We start from the raw sequence: 19,885 nt of genomic DNA on the forward strand, positions 1-19,885 counted from the left end.
TTTAAAGTTTACTATTAACCTTTTTTATTTGCAACCATTTCACTGTTTTGCCCATAAAATAAAGCTTCGCTATAGGCTGAGTGGTGTTGTAAATCTTACAGCTTTACTAAAAGCATCATTAGAAGACCTCCAGTAAACTACTGGAGGTCTTCTATCCCCTAAAAATTCTATCATTTCTCTTGAATCGCTTGATTTCTCACAGCTGTTTTTCGGTCCTTCCCTGCTCTTAAAGATAAAAGAAAACAAAGCAGCAGTACAAGTGCAGCTGATACGTACGGGTAATTAATGTTTATATCAAAAAGAAAGCCTGCTACAACAGGTCCAATAATATTACCAAGACTTGTATAAGCAGAATTTAGTCCGGCTACATACCCTTGGTCGTCTTGTGCCATCATCGACATTTGCGTGCTGATTGCCGGACGTAAAATATCTGTTGCTAAAAAGACGATAAATGTCACAACAATAATAAGCCAGTACGTGTGCACAAATAGTGTAAGTAAAATAAAAAGTCCCGTCATCATCAAGCAAAACGAAATCACTCTTTTTTCACCGAATTTATTTAAAATCCAGCCAAAAATCGTAACCTGCACAACAGCCCCTGCAATAGAGCCAAACGTAATAACAAACGCAATATCTTTTGGCGTAAAGCTAAATTTATGATCAACAAATAGTGAAAAGATCGTTTCATAATTGGATAATCCAAACGATGTCACAAAAACGATAATTAAACTTAAAAAATAAGGTTCTTTGTAGGAATTCATAAGCTGCAGTAGCAGCCGATCTTCTTTTGGATTCTCATTGTTTGAAACAGCATGACCTTGTACAGGACGAGACTCCGGCAAAACAAAAAGCGTAATCACTGCAGCCAAGCCTCCTGCTACTGCGGCCATGTAAAATGGCACGCGCATGCCGTATTCAGCTAAAAAGCCTCCAATACCGGGCCCGATAATAAATCCTGTTGTAATCGCTGCCGTCACATAGCCCATCCCTTTAGCGCGTTCTTTAGCAGACGTCACGTCCGCTGTATAGGCCATAACAGCAGGCATAATAAGCGCGGCCCCGACCCCACCTAGCATTCTGGATACAAATAATAAAAGAGGTGTACTCACTGAACCAAAGAACCATTCAGACAGGGCAAAAACAATCATTCCCGCTACAATAATTTTCTTTCTCCCTAACGAATCTGATAATCGCCCCGCTAAAGGCGAAAACAGAAATTGAGTTAGTGAAAACACCGCTACTAAAAGCCCCATCACGCTGCCGTTGATATGAAGCTCCGTCATATAGGTTGGCATAATTGGAATAACGAGACCGATTCCCGTAAAGATAATAAAAATATTTAGCATGAGCAGCAAAATCGCCGCCCGATTTCTTAACAATAATGACATATAAACCTCCTGATTACAAAAATACTGAACGTTCGGTCTATAAAAATACAAAATAATGAGGGATTACTCATTGCCGCAATAAGCATCCCCGCTTATTTAAGAAGACCTTGCTATAATTCCGTTTAAAAATACATCGATTGCTGAATGGTAAAGCTGCAGGGCATTTTCCGTACTCGTTTTTCGAGACATGCGGCTCATTCCAACAAACAACCCTTCTAAAATCACTGCAAGTTGCTCTGCATTTTTATGAGAAAACTCGCCTTCATCGATGCCCTGTTGCAAAAGTTCCCGGTTAAACTCCACGTGTCGTTTCACCATCTCATCAATTCGCTCTTCGATGTCGCTGCCCTTCTCCTCGTTGTTAAAAAACTCATCCGCAGCTTTCGTAAGAGGATGATTCAAATCATCTAAAATGATTTGCTCCGCTATTCCAAAAAGCTTATCTCTTGTTGTTTTGTAAAGAGACTCTCTTTCTTTCCAGTTTCGTTCCCACTCAAGATCCCATTCGTCTATTAAATAAAGAAAAAGCCCTTCTTTACTTTTAAAGTGATAATAAATATTCCCTTTACTGCTTCCCGTAGCTTCTACAATTTCCTCAATAGATGTGGCTTTATAGCCTTTTTGAGAAAACAATGCTTTAGCGGCATCTGCCACTTTTCTTTTGGTTTGTTCACTTTGAAGCTTTTTTTTATTCAAGCTATTTCCACCGCCCCGTACATTTATTATTTATACTGAACATTCGTTTTGTATTATCTGACACCTATACTACATAGGAAAAACCTTTTTGTCTAGTGAGAAAACCTAGTTTATACCTTTTTATATGAATCATGACCAAAACAAAGCCTCCTAAAAAGCTTACTTGCTAACAGGATAAATGACAGCTGCTTGCCCGCACAGTTTGCATACAAATAAACAAATCATCTGCGCCTTCTTTCCTGTCTTTTACTCATTCAATTTCTTTGTCATAAACACACTGTATGGATCTTCTTTGTAGGTAGAAAACGGTTCGCACTCGTAAAATCCAAAACTGGCGTATAGCTTTCTAGCCGGTTCAAAAGCGGGTGCGGATCCTGTTTCTAAGCTTAAGCGTCGGTACCCTCGTTTTTGCGCTTCATTTATTATGTACTGCAGCAGCTCTCTAGCAATTCCTTTCCGCAAATGAGCGGTAGCTGTTCGCATCGATTTAATTTCTCCGTAGTGCTCATCTAACTCTTTTACAGCTCCGCACCCTGCTAGCTGACTTCCTTCCCACACGCTCCAAAACGTAATATTACGTTGTTTTAAACTTTCAATATCTAGAGCATGAATACTTTCAGGGGGGGAATGTAAGTTCATTCCTTGAAGGTGAGAACTTACTAGCTCAATAACTTCATTGTTCGTTAAGTGGTCTCTTTTTATTTTAATCATCTTCTCTTCCTTCCTGCTACTAAAGGGTGGTCAACTACAAACCAACTTATGAATACATTCACTGTCGACCTTTAAAAATCCTTTTATACACTCCCTTCTTTTTCTCCAGTTATTAAAACAGACTTTGCCAAGCAGATGTTTCATACATTGTTAAACGGAGGTGAAATTCGTTGAAGAAAGTTTTATTTTGTCTTGTCCCTCTTTTGTTTTTATTATCCGCCTGCTTTAGTGATCCTGTTCAAGATGATTTAATCGATTATAACAATCAAGATTTAAAGAAAGCCGCTCAGCTTGAAAAAGAGGCGATTGACGCATACGATTCCGTTACAGGCGCTAACTACACAAGTGACGCTGTTATGTACGATACGATGACGAGTGAAGTCATTCCTACCTATCGTAAATTTGTTGACGAACTGGAAAACATCGATGTAGAAACCGACGATCTTCGAAAGGTTCATGAAGGCTATATAAAGGCTGCCAATACCCAGTATAATGCTTTTATTAAAATTGTCAGTGCTTTGGAAAAGCAGGACCGCAACCTTATTGCTGAGGCAAACGCTATGCTTGATGAAGCACGAAAAGGTATACGCGATTACAATGCAGCTATTAAAAAGCTGGCTAAAGAACATGATGTAAAAATTGAAGAACCAAAAACACAGCGCGAAAACAGCCTATAGTTCCCATGCAAAAAGAAGGTCTCTAAAAACAGTAAGAGACCTTCTTTCGTATGATGTTTCAATTTCTCCACGTTCGTTCAATAAATGAAGAAGAATATCAGGAAATATTGCTTAACGATGCATAATAAGAGGCAATAATTTCTTCATCTGAATGCGGAATTTCGTTTCCTTTTACAAGCTGAGCGCCGTTAATACAGCCGCTTGTAAGTAAGATAATATCATTCGCCTTTCCTAAAGAAAGCGACTTTAATACTCCTTCTGTTCGAGTAGGGGCGCGGTGAATATTGCTTGCGCTCGGATTCGAAAAACCTGTCATCACTTGATCTACAATTACGTTAGGATCATGATAACCTGGGTGATCAACCGTTACGATAATTTCATCAGCTTTTCCTTCAATGGCACGCGCCATTTTAGGCATTTTATTAAAATCTCGAATGCCGATTCCTGCAATCATGACAATCAGCTGGTTATACTCCATCTTTTTTACTTCTTCTACCAAACGCGTAAGGGCAACAGGCGTATGAGCATAGTCTAAAATCACTTTTTGGTTATTAGGACCTTCTATCACCTGAAATCGCCCTTCTGGACTTTCCAATTGAGGAAGTACGCTAATAATATCTTCAATGTGGTATTCAAAGTGAAGAGCTGTACCAATGGCCGCTAGCACGTTAGCAATGTTGTAATCACCATATACAGGCACTGCTACTTTGTATGACTGTCCTTTATAAAGTAAATCAAAGAAAGAGCCTCCTTCTTTGACGGTGATGTTTGTTGCTTGCAGAGTTGCCTCCTTGTTATTTAATAAACTATACGTGACTTTAGGTCCTTCAAATACCCTGCTTAAGTCTTTGCCCATGTCCTGATCATCTATATTAATAACGGCATGTTTGGCCTGTTGAAATAATTTCATCTTGCATTTTTTATAGTGCTCAAACGTTTTATGATACTCTAAATGTTCTTCCGATAAGTTTGTATGAATGGCTACATCAAAATAAATATTTTCTACTCGTTGCTGATCAATCGCAATCGAAGATACTTCCATCACTGCCGCTTCATCACCTCTTGTATACAAATCATAAAAAATTTTATGCAAGTCTACCGACTCAGGTGTTGTAGGCGTACTTTTTTTATAAACTAACTTCTGCTTTGATGACCAAATGCCGGTCGTTCCAATCGATCCTGTTGGCAATTTCAAAAGAGTTAAAAGCGACCTTACGTAAGCTGCTACGGTTGTTTTGCCATTTGTACCTGTAACGCCAATTGTCTCAATTTTTTCATCCGTATAATCAAAATACATTTTAGAAAAAGACGCCATTACTTTGCGAACGTCGTCAACAGCTAAAAACGTACAGTGAGAATACTGAGTGCTCAAAAGACGCAGCTCCTCAATGCTTGTCCCAAAGACTGCTACGGCTCCTCTAGCTATAGCTTCTTTAATATATCCATGTCCATCTTCATTTTCACCTTTTATACTAAAAAATACTGATCCGTCGTGAACCTGCTTTGAATGATATGTCAGATGGTTGATCGTTTGAGATGCAGGCCCAAAAATATGTTTAATTGATAAATTCGTTAATGTATCAAAGTGGATGTTCATAGCTATTCCTCACAGTGTATAAATTTTATTTTTAATATGTTCTAAAATCCCTTAAATACTCTTTGAAGGATATTTTTTCTTTATTTCCATTTATAAAAAACTTTCTACCATTCAATCTTTTTATTTTGCTTTCATGTGTAGAACGAAAATAAAGAAAAGACGGATCACTATTTTTTAAAACTAAAAGCATGTAAAATATGGATGAACTGTGTATATCATACCAGCAGCAAAAGCGAAGTATTGTAGTAAAATATTCCCCCTACACGTGCAAAACGAAACCCTTCTTTAAAATAATTTCATAGAGTAAGTTGAATCATGATAAATACTTGAAAGGGGGGAAGAAAGATTACTGTATGAATCAGTCCCTCCCTCCCTTTGCAAAATAACAAAGAAAACATCATAATAAAAGATGCGCAATAACAGCGTGAATGACTTTGCTTTGAAAGGATGGACTACAGCAAATGACGCGTTCTCTTTTAGCGATTGAACCACTTCCTCTTTCGTTTTATCAACAGCCTACGCTTGAACTAGCTCAGTCGCTGTTAGGATGTCTTCTTGTTCACGAAACGGCAGAAGGAGCTGCATCTGGTTTTATTGTGGAAACAGAGGCTTATAAAGGGCCTTTCGACCGAGCAGCTCATAGCTTTAATAACCGGCGCACAAAAAGAACAGAGGTAATGTTCGGTCCTCCTGGTCATGCCTATACGCATACAATGCATACACATTGTTTACTCAATGTTGTAAGCAGCGACATCGATTGTCCAGAAGGCGTCCTCATTCGAGCTATTGAGCCATTTAGCGGAAAAGATTTGATGAAAACTAGACGTCGAGGGATGGAAAATGAAATAAATTGGACAAACGGTCCTGGGAAACTAACAAAAGCACTAGGGGTTTCAATGGATTTGTACGGTCATGATTTAACCACCCCTCCTCTTTATATTGCTCGTGGCTTCACTCCTTCAGCGATTTCCGCCGGACCTCGCGTTGGCATTGATAATTCTGGTGAAGCGAAGGATTACCCTTGGCGCTTTTGGGTTACCAATCACCCGTTTGTATCGAAATTCAGGTGAACAAAAGGCAAATAATTTATCAACGAAAATAAAAGAAGCACCTCTTTTTAGAGATGCTTCTTTTTGCTTACGCCCACCACATTTGTGACGGAGTTTCTTCAATTAATACACTTTGTAAGTTTGTAACCGCGCGTTTAAATCCTTCTTCAATCGACATGATTGGATCTTCATGCTCAATGCTGACTACATAATCGTATCCGTATGTGCGAAGGGCACTCATCATATCAGACCACTCTTTTACATCATGTCCGCATCCTACGGATCTAAACGTCCATGCACGCGTTTGGACTTCTCCGTATGGCTGCATATCCGTCAGTCCATACATGTTAATATTATCCTGGTCCAAGTACGTATCCTTTGCATGGAAATGATGAATCGCATTTTCTTTTGCTAAAATTTTAATAGCTCCTACCGGATCAATTCCTTGCCACCATAAATGACTTGGATCAAGGTTAGCGCCAATCGCTGGACTTGTTTTTTCGCGAAGCTTTAGGAGCGTATACGGAGTATGAACTAAAAATCCACCGTGAAGTTCTAAACCAATTTTTACGTTATGCTCCTCCGCTAGTTCTCCAATTTCTTTCCAATAAGGAACAAGCTTATTTTCCCACTGCCAATTCAATACGTCTCCATACTCGTTAGGCCAAGGAGTAACAGGCCAGTTTGGGTACTTCGCTTCTTCGTGATCTCCTGCTGTTCCAGAAAAGCAGTTAACCACTGGAACATCTACTAATGATGCTAGTTGGATGGTCTTGCGAAGCGTTTCGTCAGATTCTTTTGCAAAACTTGCCTCAGGTGAAATAGGATTGCCGTGGCAGCTAAATGCGCTGATTGTAAGTCCGCGGTCTTTTATTTGCTTCATATATGCTTCTCTTTTTCCCTCATCTTCAAGCAGCTCATCTAGCGGACAATGGCTGTTTCCCGGATAGCCTCCCGTTCCGATTTCAACAGCATGAAGACCTGCTGATTTTACTTTATCTAACATCTCTTCAAAAGAAAGATCCGCAAATAAGACCGTGAATACTCCAAGTTTCATTTTAATTTCCCCCTGTGCGATATATTTCATCAATAATAGCTGAGACTTGAAGCGCTTCTTGTGGCTTTACTACTAATTCAGCATTTCCTTTACACGCTTCAACGAAATTTTTAGCCTGACTTAAGCTGTAATCATCTTCTCCATCTATCCAAGGTGACGTACTGTTCATGAGCATACCGTTTTTGGACGTGTATAGTTCAAACGGAAACACGCTTAAACCGCCCTCTACCCCTGATATGCTTACGTGCTCTTCATCATCTTCGATATTAGCAGCCCAAGAAGTTTCTAAAAGAAGCGACGCTCCATTTTCAAATTTAATATAGGCCGTTACATGATCATCCACGCTGAATGATTCATGATCAAATGTTCCCCATTGATTTAATTGGTTAGGCGTTTTACTCAGGTCATTATATGTACTTCCCAGTACTTCAGTATGCTTTGGGTTTCCCATTAGCCAAAGCGTTAAATCAAGCAAATGGCAGCCGTAATCAATTAAACTGCCTCCTCCTTGAAGATCTTTGTTCGTAAATACGCCCCAACCGGGAACTTTTCGGCGACGCATCGCTCTGACACGTGCAACTAATGGACGCCCTACCTCTGTCATCATTTTTTTCGCAGCCTGCGCTTCTTTCATGAATCGGTAGTGATACGCAATCGCTAACTGCTTACCTGATTCTCTAGCAGCAGCAAGCATTTCTTCACCTTGCTCTTTAGACATCGCCATCGGCTTTTCACATAGAACGTGAACGCCTGCTTTTAGCGCTTCTACTGCAAACTCGGCGTGAAATTTATTAGGTGTACAAATACATACAGCATCCACTTCTTTAAACATATCTTTGTAATCAACAAATACGTGAGGGATATTATGTTCATTGGCTACCTCTGTGGCTCTTTCACTATTAATATCGCTAAGCCCCCAAATCACACATTCATCACCCAGTTGTTTGAATGCCGGGATATGCCTGCTTACAGCAATCCCTCCTGCTCCGATTATGCCAATTCTCACGTTTTTCACCTCTTACACGCGCGTAATTTGTTTCGTTTGACTTGATTTTAAAGCTGCTAAAATAACAGCAAGTGATTTTAATCCTTCTTCACCAGGAACCGGAGATTCTTTATCTTCTGCAACTGCATCTACAAATTGTTCAATGACGTGAGAATTACTTTGTCCGCCTTCATCGTTCGACTGGATTTTTCCTAATTCATAGTTCACCACTTCACCCGTTGCATATTGTGCAACTAATGAATACGTCGGATCGTCCTCTAAACGAAGAATCCCTTTCTCGCCGTAAACAATCGTGGAGTTATCTTCTTTTCCATTGTAAGCCCAGCTTGCCGCAAGCGTCCCGATAATCCCGCTTTCCGTTTTTAATACGCACACAGCATTGTCGTCTACATTTGCAAAGTCTTTTGCATTGCTTTCCACGAATGCACCGACTTCTACAATTTCTTCATTTAATATGTAGCGGAGCATATCGGTTTTATGAACGCCTAAATCCCCCATAGCACCAATAAACGCTTCGTCTTTTTTGAAGAACCAGCTTTCTTTTCCGTCCACGCTCCAGCCTTCAGGACCACCGTGGCCAAAAGCCGTACGGAAACTATAAATTTTACCGACTTCCCCTTTTTCAATAAGTTCACGAGCTTTTTGATGAGAAGCTACAAAGCGCTGATTATGTCCGATCATTAGTTTTTTACCGTTTGTTTTTGCTGCTTCAATCATCGCTTTCGCTTCTTCTTCTGATGTTGCCATCGGCTTTTCACACAGAACATGAACTCCGCTGTTTAACGCTGCAACCGAAATAGGCGCATGAAGATAATTGGGCGTACATACGCTCACTGCTTCCACTGTACCGCTTGCTAAAAGTTCTTCATAGTTTGTGTACGCTTTTACACCGTACTGCTGTGCTACGCTGTTTGCACGTTCTGTGTTTATATCGCAAACGGCTACTAATTCTACTTGTTCATTCATCTTATATTCTGGTAAGTGACGGTGTTGCGCAATGCTTCCGCACCCAATAACGCCAATTTTTACTTTTGCCATCTTTCCTATCCCCTTTGCTTAAGCATTATTCATTAGTTTTTAACAGCGATTGATTCAAGCGGTTGCGCATTGCCGTAAACAGGGCGTTTTCTCTCTGCCGGCTTCGCCCATTTAATAGCATTCATAATGACACGCTGAATGTCTTTGTTATGGTATGTTGGATATGTTTCATGTCCAGGTCTGAAATAAAATACTTTTCCGTTTCCGCGTTTGTACGTGCAGCCGCTTCTGAAAATTTCTCCGCCTTCAAACCAGCTCGTGAAAATCAGTTCATCAGGTGCTGGAATATCAAAGTGCTCTCCGTACATTTCTTCGCGCTCAAGCTCGATAAATTCACCAATACCTTCCACAATCGGATGGCTCGGCTCTACTACCCACAAGCGCTCTTTTTCATCTGCTTCACGCCATTTTAAGTCGCAGCTTGTGCCCATTAACGTTTTAAAGATCTTGGAAAAGTGACCTGAGTGTAAGACAATAAGCCCCATACCGTCTAGCACGCGCTGCTTTACTTTCTCAACGATGTCATCTTTTACTTCGTCATGTGCTAAATGACCCCACCATACTAAAACATCCGTTTGATTTAATACTTCTTCAGTCAACCCGTGTTCTACTTCGTCTAATGTTGCTGTGTGCGTACGAAATCCTCCTTCTTCTAAGAAAGAAGCGATGGCACCGTGAATGCCTTCAGAGTAAATTTCTCTTACAACCGGATTTTTCTGTTCATGACGATTTTCGTTCCATACTGTAACATTAATCATTTTCATATCCCCTTTTTTTGTGAATGCTAACTTATATCCCCTTTTTTTATCAATGCTAAACTTTGGTTAACCGGTTAACTTACTGTGGTTCACTCGCGCTTAGCAGTCGAATCTCGAATAACAAGTTCAACCGATAATTTTACATGCTGCAGCGTGCTGAAACGGTGTTCGATTGCTTGAATAACAGATGTCGCGGCGACGACTCCTTTGTTAAATACATCTTGACGAATGGTTGTTAGACTTGGAGATGCATAGCTGCTAAACGTGATGTCGTCAAACCCTACGATTGAATAGTCTTGCGGAATTCTTTTGCCCTTTTCTTGCAGTGCTTTCATAATTCCAAGCGCCAGCGTATCAGAGGATGCAAAAACCGCCCGAATATCCTTATGCTCTTGCAGCAGCTTGTTCCCTAAATTGTAACCGTTATCAAAGGAACTTTCGTTCACTTCAAAAACAAACGTCTTTGATGGTGTAATGCCTGCTTCTTTTAATGCTTTCTCGTAGCCTATATACCTCTTTTTATCCACTGGACTATTGACGAGGTGATGAGCAACAAAGGCAATTTCTTTATGCCCCAAACTCACTAAATGTGTTGTAGCGAGATATCCTCCATACTCATCGTCTACAGAAATATGATGATAATCACGTTCGTACCTTTCGTATGTATCAACTAGCACAATCGGATTCGATAACGCTTTCATTTTCTCATACAATCGATGCGGGAAGGCTCCTAAAAACAGAAGACCATCAATATTTCTCGTTCGAATCCATTTTAGGCAATCAGCTGGGCTACTCACTCCAGATATGACTAGATCATAACCATGCTTACGGATTACATATTCAATTCCACTAATCATTTCACTGTAATAATGGTTATCTTTAAATATAGTAGAAAGTGAATCATCTGTAAGCGGGAACATCACGCCAATCATATTTGACTTTTGTTTCGAAAGACTAACGGCGGTTAAATTTGGTTCGTAGTTTAATTCTTTTACCGCTGTTAAAATTCGCTCTTTTGTTTCATCGGATACTTTGTTAATTCCGTTTAAGACGTAAGATACTGAAGCTGCAGACACCCCTGCATGCTTTGCTACATCACGAATCGTTATCTTTTCTCCCATAAAATCTCTCCAGTTAAACGGTTAACTATTTACTCGTTCATTATAATTCACTCCTTTATTATCAGTCAACGTATTTTTCAAATTATCTGTTAACTATTATAATATCTTCCTAGATTGGTATGTTTTAAGCAGTGACAAAATGTATTGACACCTGTTAATCTTTGAAACGTACATATAAAGTTCGGTGCACAGCACGCACCGATCCGTGATAAAAGGGGCGTTCAAAAGGATTTCAGGAGGTACTTACTTTATGTTTAAGAAACTAGCAATTATTGGAGCACTAGCAGTTCCTATGTTCGGCATGAGTCACGGGGCAAATGCCGCTGAAACAACCCATCGCGTAAAAGCCGGAGAGACTCTTTACAAGATTGGCGCTGAATACGGCGTTACGGTTAAACAGTTAAAAGAAGCGAATCACAAATCTACCGACTCTATTAATGCAAATGAAACATTAACAATCCCTAACTCTATTAGCGAAAGCGATAAAGAATTGTTAGCTCGCCTTGTACAAGCTGAAGCAAAAGGTGAACCTTACGCTGGCAAAGTGGCTGTAGCAACAGTCGTTTTAAACCGCGTGGATAGCGATTCTTTCCCAAACTCTATTCATGATGTCATTTATCAAGGTACACAGTTTACACCTGTACAAAACGGTGAAATTAATAAAGCAGCGGATGCTGAAGCAAAAAAAGCTGTAAATGAAGCACTAGCGTTTAGAGGTCAAGGAAAAGGTTCGTTATTCTTCTTTAACCCAGATAAAACAAGCGATCAATGGCTTCGTCAAAAACAGGTTACGATTACAATCGGAAATCACGTTTTTGCAAAATAAACAAAAAAGCACTCAGATGAGTGCTTTTTTTAATATGCAACAAGTAAGCTTAACAGAACAGCTATAATAATAATAGGTAATACATATTTAACTAGAAAGAACCATGCGTTGAATAATTTAGCGCCTTTTGTACTTCCTGAAATAAACTCTTCATACACGGCTTCTTTTTTCATTTTAAATGTCACAAAAATTGCAATGGCTAAACTTCCAAGAGGCAGCATTAAATTGCTCACAAAAAAGTCAGCTACGTCAAATATACTTCTGCCAAAAAGTGAGACATGTTTTAGTACACCAAACGAAAGCGCTGATGGGATACCTACTACAAACACAAGAATCCCTGCTAAAGAAGCGTAGCGAGTTCGTTTTGTCTGATCGTCTTTGGTTAAAGCAGCTACGATAATTTCCAGCAGTGAAAAAGCAGACGTAAGCGTAGCAAATAGAAATAAAATTAAAAACAGTGCTAAAAAGACGGTGCCAAACGGCATTTTCTCAAATACTGTTGGCAAGACCACAAACAAAAGTCCAGGTCCTTCGGTTGGCTTTAATCCGAATGAAAAAACAGCTGGAAAAATAGCCAAGCCTGCAAGCAGCGAAACAAACAAGTTCAAAATAGCAATGGTGCCCGCTGAACGCGTCAAGCTTACTTTTTTCCCTAAATAAGAGCTATATGTCACCATGCAGGATAATCCTACGCAAAGCGAGAAAAACGACTGACCGAGCGCATAGAGAACAGATGACCCTGTAATGGCTGAAAAATCCGGTTTTAAAAAGAACTTTACTCCGTCCATAGCTCCGTCTAATGTTAAAGAGCGAACCACAATGATAATAAAACAGATAAATAACAGCGGCATCATGTATTTATTAGCACGCTCTATGCCTTTTTGTACGCCTTTTGAAATAACAAACACTGTAATTAATAAAAACAGCGCCTGTGCACCTAATACCACATAAGGTTGGCTAATGACGGCATTGAACAACGGACCGTACTCTTTTCCGCTTAGCATACCGGTTACGCTCATAATCGTATATAAAATCACCCAGCCGCCAACGACGCTGTAAAAGGAAAGCAAAACGACACAGCTGAGTACTCCCAGCCTGCCAATCCATACCCAAGCGGACTTTGGAGCAATTGCTTTATAAGCACTAATCGCTTCTTTTCCCGTATGTCTTCCAATGATAAATTCTGCCAACAGAAGCGGCAATCCAATAAAAATTGTAAATAAAATAAACAACGCAAAAAATGCTCCACCGCCACTGATTCCGGTTACGTATGGAAATTTCCATATCGCTCCTAGACCAATTGCTGCCCCAGCAGATGCTAAAATAAAACCGAGGCGTGAAGACCACTGATTTCCTTTACTCATATAATGTTACTCTCTCCTCTTCTAAACTCAAAACTCACCTGATTAGTACTGTACCATAAATGCAGAAGAAAATCATTCCCGTTTTACTTTTTTCTATAAAACGATATCTATATAGAATAGAAAAAATGAAGAAGCAGCTGCCTCTTCATTTTGAGTTTGATGTTTCTATTCAAAAATTATTCTCTGTACGACGATTCGTCTCCACGGTAGGCTTCTTGATTTGATATTTCTTCAATATGCATATGCCCTTCTCTCTCTAAACGAAGAACTGTACGCTCTGCATCTTCATAACTCTCGCACGTCACTTGTTTATATTCCATATCGTCTTTATCTGTGTAAGCCACTAAATATGTTTCCATTTTAACTCCTCCTATATAAACTATATGTAACGTATGTTGCCTTTTTCGTTTATTTCTAAACATATAGGCTCCAAACATAAAGCCTAGCATACTATAATAGCGGAACTTCAATTTAAAAAGTTGAATTTTTCATTATGCACCGATGCAACATGGAGGTTACGCTTATGACATTTATTTTATCATTCGTACCAATTGTTGTTCCTTTTGGTATTTTAATTAGCTTAATTGCTTTTACAGCTGCTTTTTTACAATCAAAAGAGCATCATAAAAAGCTCTAGCTTACAAAAGCTAGAGCTTCTTTTTAAAAACGTCTATAGCGTTTAATCAGTCCCACAATAATAGCAATTGCTAATAAAACAATCGAGATGATAACAGTAATGACAATTGGCTGATTTCCACTTTGTTTCACCGCAATGGCAATATAAGCCCAAATAAAAACAAGCGGATAAACAGCGTCTCGGTTTTTTAATGTAAACATAATGCCCAGCGCAGCCCCTACCAACAGCATAATAATCGTCCATGCTAACTCATTTAGGCCAAGCAAGTGCTGTATTCCATTTGCTTGAAATACGACAAATACATTAACAATAGTCGCAACAGAAATCCATCCAAGATAAAGCGAAATCGGCAGACGCATAAACCATGTCGTCATCCGAGAATGCTGAATAATGGAATATACAATCATTAATGTGCCTAAAATAAAGAGCATAACTAAAAGGGATAACTTATAGTAATCGTTTTGGAAAATAAAGATCCACGCACTATTTAACAAACAGTTTAGAAAAAACCAAATGCCGATACGTGCATATATTTCCTTTTGATCTTCTCTTGCAAAAAATTGGCGTATAACCCAAATGGTTAATAACAAATAAATAACGCCCCAGATAGCAAAGGCATAACCGGCTGGTGTAAACAACGTAGGAACTTGCGCAGAAGCCTCTGCCGTTGTTTTGCCTCCTATTGGAATCGCATTTGCTAAATAATTCACAAGAAGTGTAATAGCCAAGCCTACTGTATTTAATACAGCATACAAACGAAATTTTGCCATTTTGTTCTCTCCTTTCTTCTATTTATATGGGAATGTTTCGGAGACGAAAACGGCTCTTCCCTTCATTAATACCTCTTCTTCCCTAAAAATATGCATTTTTAAACAAAAATGATTAAAAATAGCTTCAAGAAGCTACCTCTTTAAGAGATAAAAACCGTTAGGGAACAATTTTCCGTAACGCTTTCTATTTTTCAGAATATATGGTAAGTTAAACATAGACTAATAGGAAGTCCACTAGGGGTGCCGACCGGCTGAGACAAGTTTTCTTGATCCCTTTGAACCTGATCTGGCTCATACCAGCGTAGGAAAGTGGCAATGTTCAGTTTTGTACTGTCATTTGCCACTCCGTTTATAAACGGAGTGTTTTTTATTTCCTTTATGTGCTTGTTTGTGACTTCCTCATATTAAAGGAGGATTTTGATGTCATTTTCATCTCAATTAAGACAAGAAGCAAACTATATTTACGAAGCCATTTTTAACCACCCTTTTATTAAAGGAATTGCTGAAGGAGACGTGCCAAAAGAGGCGCTTATTCACTACGTTTCTCAAGACTACGAATACTTAACAGCATTTGTCCGCATTTACGGCGCTGCTTTAACAAAATGCCGCACGCGTACCGAAATGGAAGCCTTTAATGCCGGCATTTCTACGGTATTACATAGTGAAGTACACCCTCATAATAATTTTTGTGAAGTAGCAGGCGTACGCTATGAAGACCTCCACACTGAGGCTCTTTCACCAACGGCCAGCCACTACATTAACCATATGACAAGCGTTGCGCATACAGGCAGCTTAGCGGAAATCATTGCCGTGCTTCTTCCATGTCCGTGGACGTACGTTGAAATTGGCCAGCGCATTACAGAACAAGTAAATCCATCTCCTTCTCATCCTTTTTATGAATGGATTCAGTTTTATAATAATGAAGAAATGAATGGCACAACACAATGGTTTTGTAACAAGCTTGATGAACTCGCCGAACAAGCGACTGAAGAAGAACGTAATCGTATGAAAGATCACTTTATCAAAAGCTGTGAGCTGGAGTATTTATTTTGGGAAATGGCGTATACACAAGAAAAATGGCCGCTTTCTCAGCTTTCACTTTCAAAATAACGAAAAAGCCTCCTATCAGGAGGCTTTTTATTTCAATAATTTTTTAATCATTTTCAAGTTTTGTTTCTCTGAAGGATAGCGGAATGACAAATCAAACTTGGTTGTTTGAGACAGCATGCTTTTAAAATGAGAAAATGTCTGAAAGCTGTCTTTTCCATGATATTGGCCCGTACCGCTTTCTCCAACTCCGCCAAAGGGTAAATATGGCGTAGCGATATGCATAAGCGTATCATTTATACAGCCTCCTCCAAATGAAAGACGCTCCGTTATGACATTTTGTACATTTGCACTTTCCGTAAACAAGTAAAGAGCTAACGGCTTAGCTTTTTCTTGAACTTTATGAATAACTTCGTCTAGCGTTTCGTATTCAATCATAGGAAGAATAGGCCCAAAAATTTCTTCTTGCATAACGTCTGATGTCCAGCTTACTTCACTTAACACCGTAGGTTCTATTGTGAGCGTACTTTTATTATACCCGCCTCCAACTATAGCGTTTCCGTCTTTTAAAAACTCAACTAGCCGAATAAAATGGCGCTCACTGACAATACGGCCGTAGCGCTCACTTTCAAGCGGATTACTACCGTAAAATTGATAAATCGCTTCGCGAAGTTTCTCCACTAGCTGCGCTTTTACCTTTTTATGCACGAGCAAATAATCGGGAGCAACGCACGTTTGGCCTGCATTCATTCCTTTGCCAAACATAATTCGCTTCGCTGCAAGATCTAGGTTTGCATCTTCATGTACAATGCACGGACTTTTTCCTCCTAGCTCCAGCGTGACGGGAATAAGCTGCTTCCCTGCTTCTTGCATAATAATTTTCCCTACATTTACACTTCCCGTAAAGAAAATATAATCGAGGGGCTGTTTTAAAAGCAGGCTCGTCGTGTCTACAGCGCCTTCAATCACCGTCACAAATGCGGGATCAAAAGCCTCAGCTAGTAATTCTTGTATAACCCGAGATACGCTAGGCGTTAATTCAGAAGGCTTTATAATCGCCGTGTTTCCAGCGGCAATCGCTCCTACTAAAGGAGACAGCGCTAATTGAAACGGATAGTTCCACGGAGCAATAATTAACGCGACTCCATACGGTTCAGGAACAATTTTCCCTTTAGAGCCCACGTGTGTTAAAGCGGTTTTTACTTTTTTAGGCTTCATCCATTTTGCTAAATGCTTAAGCGTAAACCGAATTTCCTCTAGTAAAATCCCAATTTCCGACGTGTACGCCTCTACTTCAGATTTATTCAAGTCTTGTTTTAAAGCATCCATAATTCTCTGCTCGTTTTGTTTGACTGCGTCTCTGAGCTTATTCAGCGCTTGAATGCGGCTGCTGATGCTCTTTGTCTTTTGTGCATAGAAATACTGCTTTTGTGTAGAGACAATATGTTCAATGACCGTTTCATCTGTGATATAGAATTGCTCGTGGTTCATCTCTTTCATCTCCCTATAAACATTCAGCTTCAACTGTAGCAAGCAAGCTTTTTAATAGCTCAACTGCCTCGTTTAAAGCCAATGAATAATATCTCTGCGTTCCTTTTTGCTCAATTTGCACAAGCTTTTGATCACGTAAAATTTTTAAATGATGAGAAATTGCCGGTCGTGATAAAGTAGACTCGTTTGCAATTTCATTAACGGTTAAAGGCTCTTTTTCCGCGAGCAGCAAAATAATATCTTGTCTTGCTGAATCACTTAGAGCCTGAAAAATAGGAATGCTGGCACGAAATAACTCCACTGCTTTTTCACTCATAAATATTCTCCTTTATTTAATTTCTTGTGTTCTGCGGACAACGGATGAAAGCCACTTTCTTGGTACAAAGCGCGGGATGAAGGTGGCGAGACGAAACTGTACTCCTGGTACGATAACCGTCTGCCCTTTCATAAATTTTTTATAGCCCGCTTTAGCAACTGCTTCTACATCCATTGCACCGCTTTGAAAAAGCTTGGAATTGCTCAGCTGAGCCCGGTCGCTAAAACCCGTTTTAGTTGGACCCGGGCATAGAGCACTTACCGTTACATTGGTACCTCTTAATTCATTTTCAAGGGCCTCTGTGAAAGATAATACGTACGCTTTTGTTGCGTAATACACTGTCATAAGCGGACCCGGCATAAATGCAGCAACGGACGCAATGTTTAAAATTTTCCCGTGATTTCTTTTGACCATATCGGGTAAAAATAATTTTGTTAAATGAGTTAATGCTCGGATATTTAAGTCAATCATGTTTAACTCTTCATCTAAAGCTGTTTCAATAAATTTACCGTATAGTCCAAAACCTGCATTGTTCACTAAATAATCAACGTGCATTTCTTTATTTTTAAGTTCTTCATACAGTGACTGTATCTCTTCTTCTCTTGATAAATCCTTTACAACCGTTATTACGTCAATATTATAAGTAGATTTTAAATTCTCTCTAATCGCTGTTAGTTTATCAGCACTTCTGGCAACTAAAATTAAAGAATGGCCATCCTTTGCGAATTGATAAGCTAACTCTTTACCTATTCCTCCGGACGCACCGGTGATGAGCGCATAATGCTGTGACATAGTGTTCACTCCTTATGTTTATATGTTCAAGAACTTAAACACTTAAACTTATCTTATAGGATTCATTTTTTCCCGTCAACTGTTTTCTATACTCTCCTTTTCTTTTATGTTTTCCATTTTTGCCATTTGCGCATTTCTGTACATTTTTTTACAAAATATGCGTTTTCTTTACATAGAAGGCTAATGTCGTCTAGTTTTGACAACCTTTGTCACCTAGCAGGAAAACAAGTGAAGATATGGTGAATACAACATACAACAAATAATCCATTACATAGTTGGATGAAAATAGATAAGGGAGGAAATGAAAAATGATGGAGACGTATACAATTAAAAAAGTAAGTGATCAATTAGAGGTAGAAAAGAAAACGTTAAAACAATGGGAAAAATTATTGGGCAGCTATTTAACAATTGAACGAGTAGATGGGGCCCGTGTCTATACAGAGGAACAAATTGAATTATTTAATGATATTAAACAGCTGTTTGATGAACAATGTACGTTAGATGAAGTCAAAGAATATGTTCAGCTGCTGATAAAGGAACAAGAAGAGCAGGAGCATTTAGTGATGGAATCAGAGGCAGCGGTTTCAAAAGAAGAAGAACCAGCAAAGTTGAAAACTGCTAAAAAAGAAAACGTCATTGATTTTCAAGAACACTCCAATAAACAAATGAAGCAAGAAAAGAAAAAAGCTGCTGAAAAGCAGGAAAGCATTTCAGAGAATAAGCAAGAGAAGACCCCTCCTATACCTGAAGCACGATTAGCTACTGAAGAAGAAAAGCAGGCTATTTCTGCTTCTATTGAAGAACCAAAACCAAACGACCTTGTCGTGAATGAAAAAGAGCTGCTTCAAGGGGAACTAGTAGAAGCTGTTCGCCGCTATGAAGATGTGTTTGAAGTACTTGATACGTTTAAAGCTGATTTGTTAAAAGAAATGCGAGAAGGAATGCGAAATGAAGTTCGGGAAGAAATTGTCGGAGAAGTAAAAAAAGAGCTTGAAAAAAGTGCTACTCAAACTGTAGAAATGGTGGAGTCGGTCGGGGCATATATCTCTGAGTCTTCAGAACGCAGCGCAAGAGATGTAGAAAATATGTCTAAAAAAATTATCCGTTCTAACGAAAAATCGTTTGATGAAGTCACTTCTTTGATTGAAGATTATTCAACAATTGCGGAAGAAAAAACAGAGGATATGCGCCTGTTCATGAAAGATGTCATGGAGAATGCGGATGAATCCTCTAAAGAAATGCAGTATTTATTAGACCGATTCTCAAGCAATTCTACCGTTGCAATGAATCAAGTAAAATTTATGGTTGAAAAATTAAATAATTCTTCAACTAATACGACAGAAGAGCTTCGTGATTTAATTGATTCGATGAATGAAGAACGAGTCTATTATTTGAAAGAAATGGAGAAAGAGCGTAAGCTTCATCGTCAAAGCGTAGCTGAACGCGAAGAAATGTTTAGTGATTTTGTCCAAACCTTTAGACAAACCGCCGCTGCTGATATGAAGCGAAAACGGAAGTGGTGGAAGCTGTTTCTCTCCTGAAAA

General features: G+C 39.2%; 20 protein-coding genes and 1 riboswitch. Of the genes, 5 read left to right on the forward strand and 15 right to left on the reverse strand.

Annotated features, from left to right (window positions below; all coding sequences use genetic code 11):
- Nucleotides 1-170: 170 nt before the first annotated feature.
- The 3 genes from ACRPLY_RS02935 to ACRPLY_RS02945 all read right to left on the reverse strand — a co-directional run bounded on the left by ACRPLY_RS02935 (nucleotide 171) and on the right by ACRPLY_RS02945 (nucleotide 2,792).
- Nucleotides 171-1,388 (reverse strand): MFS transporter, encoded by a 1,218-nt coding sequence (locus tag ACRPLY_RS02935; protein WP_028413509.1) that lies wholly within the window; start codon nucleotides 1,386-1,388, stop codon nucleotides 171-173.
- Between the two features lie 96 nt (nucleotides 1,389-1,484).
- Nucleotides 1,485-2,084: a TetR/AcrR family transcriptional regulator gene (locus ACRPLY_RS02940; RefSeq protein ID WP_028413510.1), complete on the reverse strand. Its 600-nt coding sequence runs from the start codon at nucleotides 2,082-2,084 to the stop codon at nucleotides 1,485-1,487.
- 246 nt (nucleotides 2,085-2,330) lie between these two features.
- On the reverse strand, nucleotides 2,331-2,792 hold the full coding sequence (locus tag ACRPLY_RS02945; RefSeq protein WP_432231684.1) for a GNAT family N-acetyltransferase: 462 nt from the start codon (nucleotides 2,790-2,792) through the stop codon (nucleotides 2,331-2,333).
- A 173-nt stretch (nucleotides 2,793-2,965) separates the two neighbouring features.
- Here ACRPLY_RS02945 and ACRPLY_RS02950 point away from each other — a divergent pair, with 173 nt between their 5' ends.
- Nucleotides 2,966-3,472 (forward strand): hypothetical protein, encoded by a 507-nt coding sequence (locus ACRPLY_RS02950; RefSeq protein WP_013082979.1) that lies wholly within the window; start codon nucleotides 2,966-2,968, stop codon nucleotides 3,470-3,472.
- A 97-nt stretch (nucleotides 3,473-3,569) separates the two neighbouring features.
- Here the strand turns inward: ACRPLY_RS02950 and ACRPLY_RS02955 are convergent, their stop codons facing one another.
- On the reverse strand, nucleotides 3,570-5,069 hold the full coding sequence (locus ACRPLY_RS02955; protein ID WP_432231534.1) for a UDP-N-acetylmuramoyl-L-alanyl-D-glutamate--2,6-diaminopimelate ligase: 1,500 nt from the start codon (nucleotides 5,067-5,069) through the stop codon (nucleotides 3,570-3,572).
- 461 nt (nucleotides 5,070-5,530) lie between these two features.
- Between ACRPLY_RS02955 and ACRPLY_RS02960 the strand changes: the two genes are divergently transcribed.
- The gene (locus ACRPLY_RS02960) at nucleotides 5,531-6,139 is read left to right on the forward strand and encodes a DNA-3-methyladenine glycosylase (protein ID WP_028413513.1); all 609 of its coding nucleotides are present in this window, start codon (nucleotides 5,531-5,533) and stop codon (nucleotides 6,137-6,139) included.
- 67 nt (nucleotides 6,140-6,206) lie between these two features.
- Here the strand turns inward: ACRPLY_RS02960 and ACRPLY_RS02965 are convergent, their stop codons facing one another.
- The 5 genes from ACRPLY_RS02965 to ACRPLY_RS02985 form a co-directional block, all read right to left on the reverse strand.
- Nucleotides 6,207-7,175, reverse strand: a complete 969-nt coding sequence (locus tag ACRPLY_RS02965; protein WP_028413514.1) for a sugar phosphate isomerase/epimerase family protein — start codon at nucleotides 7,173-7,175, stop codon at nucleotides 6,207-6,209.
- Between the two features lies 1 nt (nucleotide 7,176).
- The gene (locus ACRPLY_RS02970; RefSeq protein WP_098626801.1) at nucleotides 7,177-8,181 is read right to left on the reverse strand and encodes a Gfo/Idh/MocA family protein; all 1,005 of its coding nucleotides are present in this window, start codon (nucleotides 8,179-8,181) and stop codon (nucleotides 7,177-7,179) included.
- A gap of 12 nt (nucleotides 8,182-8,193) precedes the next feature.
- Entirely contained in the window at nucleotides 8,194-9,219 is a 1,026-nt protein-coding gene (locus tag ACRPLY_RS02975; RefSeq protein ID WP_432231535.1) for a Gfo/Idh/MocA family protein, read from the reverse strand.
- A gap of 32 nt (nucleotides 9,220-9,251) precedes the next feature.
- Complete coding sequence (locus ACRPLY_RS02980) at nucleotides 9,252-9,977, reverse strand: ThuA domain-containing protein (protein ID WP_028413517.1); 726 nt, start codon at nucleotides 9,975-9,977, stop codon at nucleotides 9,252-9,254.
- A gap of 89 nt (nucleotides 9,978-10,066) precedes the next feature.
- A complete protein-coding gene (locus ACRPLY_RS02985) occupies nucleotides 10,067-11,098 on the reverse strand; it encodes a LacI family DNA-binding transcriptional regulator (protein ID WP_323873757.1) in 1,032 nt (343 codons plus the stop codon).
- A 250-nt stretch (nucleotides 11,099-11,348) separates the two neighbouring features.
- Here ACRPLY_RS02985 and ACRPLY_RS02990 point away from each other — a divergent pair, with 250 nt between their 5' ends.
- Nucleotides 11,349-11,924, forward strand: coding sequence for a cell wall hydrolase (locus tag ACRPLY_RS02990; RefSeq protein WP_028408694.1), 576 nt, complete (start codon nucleotides 11,349-11,351; stop codon nucleotides 11,922-11,924).
- Between the two features lie 29 nt (nucleotides 11,925-11,953).
- Here ACRPLY_RS02990 and ACRPLY_RS02995 read toward each other — a convergent pair whose 3' ends face one another.
- From ACRPLY_RS02995 to ACRPLY_RS03005, 3 genes are all read right to left on the reverse strand, one after another.
- Entirely contained in the window at nucleotides 11,954-13,288 is a 1,335-nt protein-coding gene (locus ACRPLY_RS02995) for a sodium-dependent transporter (protein ID WP_432231536.1), read from the reverse strand.
- Nucleotides 13,289-13,464: 176 nt separating this feature from the next.
- A complete protein-coding gene (locus tag ACRPLY_RS03000; RefSeq protein ID WP_013056847.1) occupies nucleotides 13,465-13,647 on the reverse strand; it encodes a hypothetical protein in 183 nt (60 codons plus the stop codon).
- Between the two features lie 301 nt (nucleotides 13,648-13,948).
- Complete coding sequence (locus tag ACRPLY_RS03005; protein WP_028413520.1) at nucleotides 13,949-14,695, reverse strand: TspO/MBR family protein; 747 nt, start codon at nucleotides 14,693-14,695, stop codon at nucleotides 13,949-13,951.
- A 226-nt stretch (nucleotides 14,696-14,921) separates the two neighbouring features.
- Nucleotides 14,922-15,020: riboswitch (TPP riboswitch) on the forward strand.
- Nucleotides 15,021-15,115: 95 nt separating this feature from the next.
- Between ACRPLY_RS03005 and tenA the strand changes: the two genes are divergently transcribed.
- A complete protein-coding gene (gene tenA, locus ACRPLY_RS03010) occupies nucleotides 15,116-15,805 on the forward strand; it encodes a thiaminase II (protein WP_028413521.1) in 690 nt (229 codons plus the stop codon).
- 27 nt (nucleotides 15,806-15,832) lie between these two features.
- Here the strand turns inward: tenA and ACRPLY_RS03015 are convergent, their stop codons facing one another.
- From ACRPLY_RS03015 to ACRPLY_RS03025, 3 genes are read right to left on the reverse strand one after another with little or no spacing between them, the layout of a single operon-like run.
- Nucleotides 15,833-17,233 (reverse strand): aldehyde dehydrogenase, encoded by a 1,401-nt coding sequence (locus ACRPLY_RS03015; protein WP_108674647.1) that lies wholly within the window; start codon nucleotides 17,231-17,233, stop codon nucleotides 15,833-15,835.
- 13 nt (nucleotides 17,234-17,246) lie between these two features.
- Nucleotides 17,247-17,549: an ArsR/SmtB family transcription factor gene (locus tag ACRPLY_RS03020; protein WP_033578848.1), complete on the reverse strand. Its 303-nt coding sequence runs from the start codon at nucleotides 17,547-17,549 to the stop codon at nucleotides 17,247-17,249.
- 12 nt (nucleotides 17,550-17,561) lie between these two features.
- On the reverse strand, nucleotides 17,562-18,341 hold the full coding sequence (locus ACRPLY_RS03025) for an SDR family NAD(P)-dependent oxidoreductase (RefSeq protein ID WP_028413524.1): 780 nt from the start codon (nucleotides 18,339-18,341) through the stop codon (nucleotides 17,562-17,564).
- A 308-nt stretch (nucleotides 18,342-18,649) separates the two neighbouring features.
- Here ACRPLY_RS03025 and ACRPLY_RS03030 point away from each other — a divergent pair, with 308 nt between their 5' ends.
- On the forward strand, nucleotides 18,650-19,882 hold the full coding sequence (locus tag ACRPLY_RS03030) for a helix-turn-helix domain-containing protein (protein WP_028413525.1): 1,233 nt from the start codon (nucleotides 18,650-18,652) through the stop codon (nucleotides 19,880-19,882).
- Nucleotides 19,883-19,885 lie beyond the last annotated feature (3 nt).

The sequence above is a fragment of the Priestia sp. TGN 0903 genome (assembly GCF_050846855.1).
GTDB classification, from domain to species: Bacteria; Bacillota; Bacilli; order Bacillales; family Bacillaceae_H; genus Priestia; species Priestia zanthoxyli.

What these genes read in the sequence shown, in the direction of transcription:
- ACRPLY_RS02935 (WP_028413509.1), bottom strand. Translation starts at nt 1,388, where the DNA reads ATGTCATTATTGTTAAGAAATCGGGCGGCGATTTTGCTGCTCATGCTA.
- ACRPLY_RS02955 (WP_432231534.1), bottom strand. Translation starts at nt 5,069, where the DNA reads ATGAACATCCACTTTGATACATTAACGAATTTATCAATTAAACATATT.
- ACRPLY_RS02960 (WP_028413513.1), top strand. Translation starts at nt 5,531, where the DNA reads ATGACGCGTTCTCTTTTAGCGATTGAACCACTTCCTCTTTCGTTTTAT.
- ACRPLY_RS02965 (WP_028413514.1), bottom strand. Translation starts at nt 7,175, where the DNA reads ATGAAACTTGGAGTATTCACGGTCTTATTTGCGGATCTTTCTTTTGAA.
- ACRPLY_RS02975 (WP_432231535.1), bottom strand. Translation starts at nt 9,219, where the DNA reads ATGGCAAAAGTAAAAATTGGCGTTATTGGGTGCGGAAGCATTGCGCAA.
- ACRPLY_RS02980 (WP_028413517.1), bottom strand. Translation starts at nt 9,977, where the DNA reads ATGATTAATGTTACAGTATGGAACGAAAATCGTCATGAACAGAAAAAT.
- ACRPLY_RS02985 (WP_323873757.1), bottom strand. Translation starts at nt 11,098, where the DNA reads ATGGGAGAAAAGATAACGATTCGTGATGTAGCAAAGCATGCAGGGGTG.
- ACRPLY_RS02990 (WP_028408694.1), top strand. Translation starts at nt 11,349, where the DNA reads ATGTTTAAGAAACTAGCAATTATTGGAGCACTAGCAGTTCCTATGTTC.
- ACRPLY_RS02995 (WP_432231536.1), bottom strand. Translation starts at nt 13,288, where the DNA reads ATGAGTAAAGGAAATCAGTGGTCTTCACGCCTCGGTTTTATTTTAGCA.
- ACRPLY_RS03000 (WP_013056847.1), bottom strand. Translation starts at nt 13,647, where the DNA reads ATGGAAACATATTTAGTGGCTTACACAGATAAAGACGATATGGAATAT.
- ACRPLY_RS03005 (WP_028413520.1), bottom strand. Translation starts at nt 14,695, where the DNA reads ATGGCAAAATTTCGTTTGTATGCTGTATTAAATACAGTAGGCTTGGCT.
- tenA (WP_028413521.1), top strand. Translation starts at nt 15,116, where the DNA reads ATGTCATTTTCATCTCAATTAAGACAAGAAGCAAACTATATTTACGAA.
- ACRPLY_RS03015 (WP_108674647.1), bottom strand. Translation starts at nt 17,233, where the DNA reads ATGAACCACGAGCAATTCTATATCACAGATGAAACGGTCATTGAACAT.
- ACRPLY_RS03020 (WP_033578848.1), bottom strand. Translation starts at nt 17,549, where the DNA reads ATGAGTGAAAAAGCAGTGGAGTTATTTCGTGCCAGCATTCCTATTTTT.
- ACRPLY_RS03025 (WP_028413524.1), bottom strand. Translation starts at nt 18,341, where the DNA reads ATGTCACAGCATTATGCGCTCATCACCGGTGCGTCCGGAGGAATAGGT.
- ACRPLY_RS03030 (WP_028413525.1), top strand. Translation starts at nt 18,650, where the DNA reads ATGATGGAGACGTATACAATTAAAAAAGTAAGTGATCAATTAGAGGTA.